The 6381-nt window shown below is 65.7% G+C and carries 7 protein-coding genes; 3 read left to right on the top strand and 4 right to left on the bottom strand.

Annotated features, from left to right (window positions below; translation table 11 throughout):
- Both VGQ44_23360 and VGQ44_23355 read left to right on the top strand, forming a co-directional pair.
- Nucleotides 1-559 (top strand): heme-binding protein (locus VGQ44_23360; GenBank protein ID HEV8449781.1); only part of this gene is annotated, 559 nt, incomplete at its 5' end.
- 268 nt (nt 560-827) lie between these two features.
- The gene (locus tag VGQ44_23355) at nt 828-2678 is read left to right on the top strand and encodes an ABC transporter ATP-binding protein (GenBank protein ID HEV8449780.1); all 1851 of its coding nucleotides are present in this window, start codon (nt 828-830) and stop codon (nt 2676-2678) included.
- A gap of 28 nt (nt 2679-2706) precedes the next feature.
- Here the strand turns inward: VGQ44_23355 and VGQ44_23350 are convergent, their stop codons facing one another.
- The 3 genes from VGQ44_23350 to VGQ44_23340 all read right to left on the bottom strand — a co-directional run bounded on the left by VGQ44_23350 (nt 2707) and on the right by VGQ44_23340 (nt 5380).
- Nucleotides 2707-3588, bottom strand: coding sequence for a phosphodiester glycosidase family protein (locus tag VGQ44_23350; GenBank protein HEV8449779.1), 882 nt, complete (start codon nt 3586-3588; stop codon nt 2707-2709).
- Nucleotides 3589-3639: 51 nt separating this feature from the next.
- The gene (locus tag VGQ44_23345; protein HEV8449778.1) at nt 3640-4806 is read right to left on the bottom strand and encodes an NAD(P)/FAD-dependent oxidoreductase; all 1167 of its coding nucleotides are present in this window, start codon (nt 4804-4806) and stop codon (nt 3640-3642) included.
- A 217-nt stretch (nt 4807-5023) separates the two neighbouring features.
- Entirely contained in the window at nt 5024-5380 is a 357-nt protein-coding gene (locus tag VGQ44_23340; protein ID HEV8449777.1) for a hypothetical protein, read from the bottom strand.
- A 142-nt stretch (nt 5381-5522) separates the two neighbouring features.
- On the opposite strand from VGQ44_23340, the gene VGQ44_23335 reads away from it, so the two are divergent.
- On the top strand, nt 5523-5759 hold the full coding sequence (locus tag VGQ44_23335; GenBank protein ID HEV8449776.1) for a helix-turn-helix transcriptional regulator: 237 nt from the start codon (nt 5523-5525) through the stop codon (nt 5757-5759).
- Between the two features lie 3 nt (nt 5760-5762).
- Here VGQ44_23335 and VGQ44_23330 read toward each other — a convergent pair.
- On the bottom strand, nt 5763-6381 hold a 619-nt coding region (locus VGQ44_23330), incomplete at its 5' end, for an Ig-like domain-containing protein (protein ID HEV8449775.1).

The raw sequence follows: 6381 nt of genomic DNA, 5'->3' as shown, positions 1-6381 counted from the left end.
GCTCGCTCTCAGTCTCACTCTGGGAATTAGACGGTCGGAGGCGGCGGCTCCGGAGCTCAGCAACGCCGATCTGGACGGGATCATCGCGGTCGCCGTGTCGGCGGCGAACGCGACGAACAGCGCCTTCCGCGTCTCGCCGACGGCGCAACCGACGAAGATGCAAATCGCCATCGTCGCTCGCGACGGCAAACTGCTTCGGCTGTTCTCGATGGCCGATGCGTGGGTCGGCTCGATCGACATCGCCATCGCCAAGGCTCGCACCGCGGCCTTCTTCTCGAGCGATCAGAACGCCCTCACGAGCCGCATCGTCGGCGACGCGTCACAGCCTGGCGGCCCGCTCTGGGGAATTGGGAACTCCAATCAAATCGGCATCAGCGGCAGCCAGGAGTTTCGCAACGGCATCATCACCTTCCCGGGCGGCATACCGCTCTACAAAAACGGTGTGCTCGTTGGCGGCATCGGCGTGAGCGGCGACGGCGTCGACCAGGACGAGCAGGTCGCGCTTGCCGGCGCGGCCGGGTTCCCGCCGGGCCAGGGCGTCAGCAAGCTCGGATTCTAGTTGGCTTGCGTGGTCCGCGAGTCCGCCGGGCCGGCGGCGGAACTGTGAACGTATCCTGTTCGGACGTTTAGCTCTTTTGACGAAACGGCGGGCCATAGTCGAGCTCGGAAACGGTCGATTATGGCCGGTCGTTCCCAGCACCTCCGACGCATGCTCGCCTCGAATTCCCGAAAAGGGCGAACGATTGCAAGTCACAATCACTTCGATGGCGAACCCGGGCGGGTATTTCTTCCGTATTAACTAGATAGAACCCCTCAAGGCACTCCGGTTGGCCGACAACCCGCCGCCGCTGGATCGGAAAACACAAAGAGCCACAGTCCTTGGCCTGCTGTCCGGCCACTGGGGCATCTTGCTCCTGGGCCTCGTCGCCGTTGGCGCCGAGACAGGCGCCTCGCTGCTCGAGCCGTGGCCGATCAAAATCGTGCTCGACACCGTGCTGCGTGCCAAACCGCTGCCGCAGTGGCTGGAGCGCGGGGTCGCCTCGATGCTCGGAACGAATACCCTAGGCGTTCTCGAATTCGCCGTGGGCATGGTGCTGCTCATCGCGATCGTCGGAGGCCTGGGCAGCTACGCCGAAAAGCAGTGCGTCACGACGTTGGGCCAGCGTGTGACCCACGAGCTTCGCTGCCGGCTCTATGTCCACGCGCTGCGGCTGTCGATGTCGTTCCACGACAAAAAGCGGACGGGTGACGTCATCAGCACCGCGACGACGGACGTCGACGCGATCCAGAGCGCGATCACCTCGGGCGTCCTCGACACGTTGTACTACACGCTGCTGTTGATCGGCATGGCCAGCCTCATGCTGTATCTCGACTGGCGCTTCACGCTCATCGCGCTGGCGGTCCTGCCGGCGCTCAGCGTCGTCGTCTACACGCTCACTCGCCGGATCAAGCGCACCTCGCTCGACGTGCGCGGGCGGGAAGCGGACCTCATGTCGACGATGCACGAGGTGCTGTCGTCGATGCGGCTCGTGAAAGCGTTCGGCCGAGAGGATCACGAGCGCGGCCGCTTCGAGTACCAGAGTGAGAGGATCGTCGAGTCGACGCTCCGCGCGCGCGACGTGAAAGCGAAGCTGGCGCCGGCCGTCGAGATCATCGTCGCCGTGGGGGCGGCCTCGGTCCTCTGGTTCGGCGCGCGTCACGTCCTCGATGGCCGCCTGACCGCCGGGGCGCTCGTCGTCTTTCTGCTGTACCTGAGCAAGATGTACAAGCCGATTCGCGAGCTGTCGAAGATGACCGACACGTACTCGCGCGCGCTGGTCGCGTTCGAGCGGATCAACACCTTCCTCGCCGTCGACCTCGAGATTCGGGATCGGCCCGGAGCGCGACGCGCGCCTCGCTTTCGCGGCGCGATCGAGCTCGATCACGTGACGTTCGGGTACGGACCCGACCGGCCCAACCTCGTCGACGCGAGCCTCACGATCCCGGCCGGCTCGATCGCCGCACTGGTCGGACCGACCGGCGCCGGCAAGACAACGCTCATCAATCTCATCGCACGGTTCTACGACCCTCAGTCGGGTCGCGTGCTGATCGATGGGGAGGACGTACAATCCTTCTACCAGGAATCCATCCGGGAGCGCATGAGCTTCGTGTTGCAGGACACGCTGCTCTTCCGCGGTCCGGTGTGGCAGAACATCGCGTATGGACGGCCCGAGGCGACACGCGGCGAGATCGTGAGAGCCGCCGAGTTGGCGAACGCGGATGTGTTCGTTCGTGAGCTACCCGACGGCTACAACACGTTGGTTGGCGAGCGTGGCGTGACCTTGTCCGGCGGGCAGCAGCAGCGAATCGCCATCGCGCGGGCCATCATTCGCGACGCCCCGATTCTGATTCTCGACGAGCCCACGACCGGATTGGATGCGGCGTCGGAGGCGCTGGTCCTCGACGCGCTTCGCCAGCTGATGCGCGGGAAGACGACGATCATGATCGCGCACAGCCTCACGACGGTCCAGCAGGCGGATCAGATCTTCGTGGTCGATCATGGCCGCGTGTGTGAGCGCGGCACGCATGCCACGCTTCTCGCGGCGAGCGGCGTGTATGCTCGGCTGCACGATCACCAATTCAACCGGAGCATCCCGTCAGCATCGGCGCCGGTCCCGCTTCACGCGACTAGAACCTGAGCCTCGAAGGTTGTGCCGGCGGCCTCGGCTACCGCCCAGAGCATTGTCGCTTCACGATCGCCAGCGCATCGCCGACAGTCCGCTCGCCTTCTTTGTCCGACGGATGATTGGCGATGCGCAGCTTGCCCGACGAGTCGGGATCTGCGAACACCATCGTCGTCGAACCGCCCCCGTCGAGGTTGATTGCGTCGCGCGCGCCCAGTGCGAGCATGAGGCCGGCCGTCTCGCGCAACGTCATTCCAGCGTTCTCGTATTCCCGTCCGTCCACGACGGCCAGGATGAGCCGCTTGCCGTTCCGCGCGATACCCGCCGCAGTGCGCGGGTTCCGCTCACGAAACGACGCCTGGCCGAAGGTGTCTACCTCATCGACGATGGCGCTGTCGCGCACCAGTACCGGTCGTCCGCCGACGGCCTGCAGCGGGTGGAACGGGAGCAGCCGCCCACTCTCGAGCGTGAAGAACGCGATGTGGGGAACGCCGGCGGAATCGAACGCCAGTACCGGCTGCTTGATCGGCGGCGTGATCATCATCCCGTCGACCACGAGGAGGTTTGTCGGCGTGCCGCTCTGAAGATTGAAGAAGTCCCCGTTGACCCCCGCGACCACTTTCTGCGTGCGCGAGAGAGCAGCGAGCATGTCGCTTGTCTTGACTCGGCCGATCGCGCGGTCGGAGCTCGCGACAGCCTCGGGTGCGTTGCATCGATCGAGGTCGACGTAGACGACGTTGATCGTCCATGGTCCCGTCGCCGAACGAATGACGCGGCGTGTTACGCCGTCGGCCACCATGACAGCTCGAGCGCTGTCAACCGGGAACGGCATGGCGCCCATGCTCGGTGCGATGAACGCGGGCTGTCGCGCGCAGGCGGCAACGATGAGCGCCAGGACAATCGGGCGACGGGCGGCTTGTGTCATTCGATTGGTGGACGGGTGGACGGGTGGACGGGCGGACGCGTGGACCGGTGGTCACCTCGCGGCCGCCGCCTCCCGGATAGGCAGAGGAGCTTCTCCGGCTCTCGCCGCGATCGATCGCGCGATGTGCCGAGCTTCGATCCCGATCTGGCGCAGCACGCCGCCTCGAGACAGCTCGTATCCGCAGAAGAAGAGCCCCGGAGCCGCTGACTCGCGCCCACTGATGCGCGGCCGGCCCTGGTCGTCCAGCACATCCGGTTGCTCTGGAAACATGCTCGCCAGGCCGGTGGTGAAACCCGTCGCGAGCACGATCGCGTCGAAGGGCTCGCTGGTGTCGTCGGCGAATCGAACGGTCGTGCGGTCGAACGATTCGATATTTTTCCGCACATCGATGTCGCCGCTCCGAATGCGCGCAAGCGTGCCCACGTCGATGACGGGGATCTGGCGCGCCTCCGTGATCTGCGCGAACGGGCCGCAGTCGCGCTTCGACAATCCGATCGCGGAGAGATTTCCAATCGCCAACCGCAGGGTCATCCTGTTCATCGCGTCGGCGAATCGGGCCGGGAATGGTTTCCACAGCAGGCCGAACACGACGATCGGGATGCCCAGGAGATCGCGCGGGATGACGTTCACCTTCGAACGAACGGCAACGGCCGGACGCGCGCCATGCTCGAGCAGGTCGAGCGCGATCTCGGCGCCCGAGTTTCCGAAACCCACGACGAGCACGCGCTGGCATCGGAAGCGCTCGCCATTCTTATAGTCTTGCGTGTGGACGATCCGTCCGGGAAAGGTCTCCTGACCCGGCCAGCGCGGCACAGTGGGCACACGGTTCAGGCCCGCCGCCATCACGAGATTGCGCGCCCGATACTCGCCGACGCTGGTCTCGATCGACCAACGCCCGTCCGCCCCACGCGTGCATCGAGACACGTCCACCCCGAACTCGGGATGCAGGTCGAACGTGCGCGCGTAGTCGTCGAAGTACGCGATGAGCTGTTGGCGCGACGGGTACGTCGGATAGTCGCGCGGGAAGGGAAGGCCCGGGAGCGCCGAGTGCCGCTTCGGCGTATGCAGCGCGAGCCGTTCATAGTGGCGGTGCCATGACTCGGCGACGTGCTCTCCACGCTCGAGCATCACGAACGAGACGCCCGAGCGCCGAAGCTCGGCTCCGAGAGCGAGTCCGGCCGGTCCGGCGCCGATGATGATCGTATTCGATTCACGCATGTCCATCGACTCGACGATGCGACCCTTGGCCGGTAGAATCTTCGCGCATGGGTTCTTGCGACGTCCGCGCCGAGGTCGTGACGCGTGACGAGTATGCGCTGACGGCAGAGATTGCGCGAGCCGACGCGCGGGGCGCGTGAGCGACTGATCGCCGCCACGAAAACGGGGAGAGCCTCCGTCAGGCTCTCCCCATTTTCGTTTTCGACGGCTCACCCCCCTAATCGGAGCGGTCGCCTGGCGTCACGCCCTCGAGCAGCTCGAGGGCCTTCTCGTTCTGGAGCAACTCGATCAGGCAGCATGTCAGCGCGCGCAACGCGTCCGGCGACTCCAACACCAGCCTCAATCGCGTTTTGCCGCCCGCGGGCTCGCCCATTTTGCGGAACGCGTGGCCGTTGGCCGCGAGGCGCAACACGGTCAGTCCGGCATCGTGGAGATGCTCGAGCCTGACGGAGACGGTCCCGCCGCTGGAGCGGCTGGGAGTGTACGCGATGTCCTGTGCCTCGACAGCCAAATAGCTCATCGACTCCGTTGGCGGCGCGACCCTCGGGGTGTCCGTTGCGACCACGGTCTGCATGGCGGGCTCCTTGGCGGGGAAGGGCAACCGGCTGGTGGGGGGGGACCGGACGAAGCGGAAAATGCACAACTCTTGCGGTAGTGTCAATAGTGTCATGACATCATTGACACTACCGAGACAGTACTAATAGATTCGCCCTCCCGTGCGAATCCGACTCCCCGAAGTGCTCACGGAGCACAAGATCACGGCCTACGAGGTCGCGAAACGCTCCGACGGCCGAGTCATTCCGTCGACGCTCTACCGGCTCGTGCGGCAGCGAGGACGGGTGCGCATGTTCGACGGCGCGCTGCTCGAGACGCTTTGCGAAATCCTGAACGTCGAACCAGGCGTTCTTCTCGAACGTCGCCGGCGCAAAGGTGGGGGCGGCCGGAGCGGGTGAGCGTCAGTGCTTCACCGTGATGGCCACCGACGCGCTCTTCCCCTCGCTCGTCGCGGTGATCGTCGCCGCTCCTTCCTTGTTGCCCTTCACGGTGGCGCCGTATGTGCCCGCTTTCGGCGTGACCGAGGCGATACTCGGGTCACTCGACGTCCACGTGACAACGCGTCCCGGACCGATGTCTTTGCCGCTTGCGTCGGTGAGAGACGCGGTCAACGCGAGGTTGTCGTTCTTGCCGATGGCCGGCGGGTTCGACGGTGAAATGCGGACCGATGCGACGGGAACAGGGCCCTGCGGGAGTGGATCGGCGCCTCGCGCGATGGTGACGGTGCCGACTCCAGATTTTCCGGCGACATTCGCCGAAACTTGCGTCGTGCCGGGCGCGACGCCGGTTACGATGCCGTCGTCGGAGATGGTCGCGATGCTCGTGTTCTGGACGGACCAAAAGACGTCGGCGCCGGAGAGCGCGTGGCCGGAGGCGTCTTGCACGACGGCGCTCAGCGGTACACGGCCGCCGACCGACACCGAGGACGTGGACGGAGACACCGCGACGCTCGCAACGTCCCCCGGCGCCACACCGCTCGTCGTCGAGCCGCTGCACGCCCCTACGGCCAGCAACGCCCCC

The organism is Gemmatimonadaceae bacterium, from assembly GCA_036003045.1.
Taxonomy (GTDB): Bacteria; Gemmatimonadota; Gemmatimonadetes; order Gemmatimonadales; family Gemmatimonadaceae; genus JAQBQB01.
This window is presented reverse-complemented; position numbering and strand designations above follow the sequence as displayed.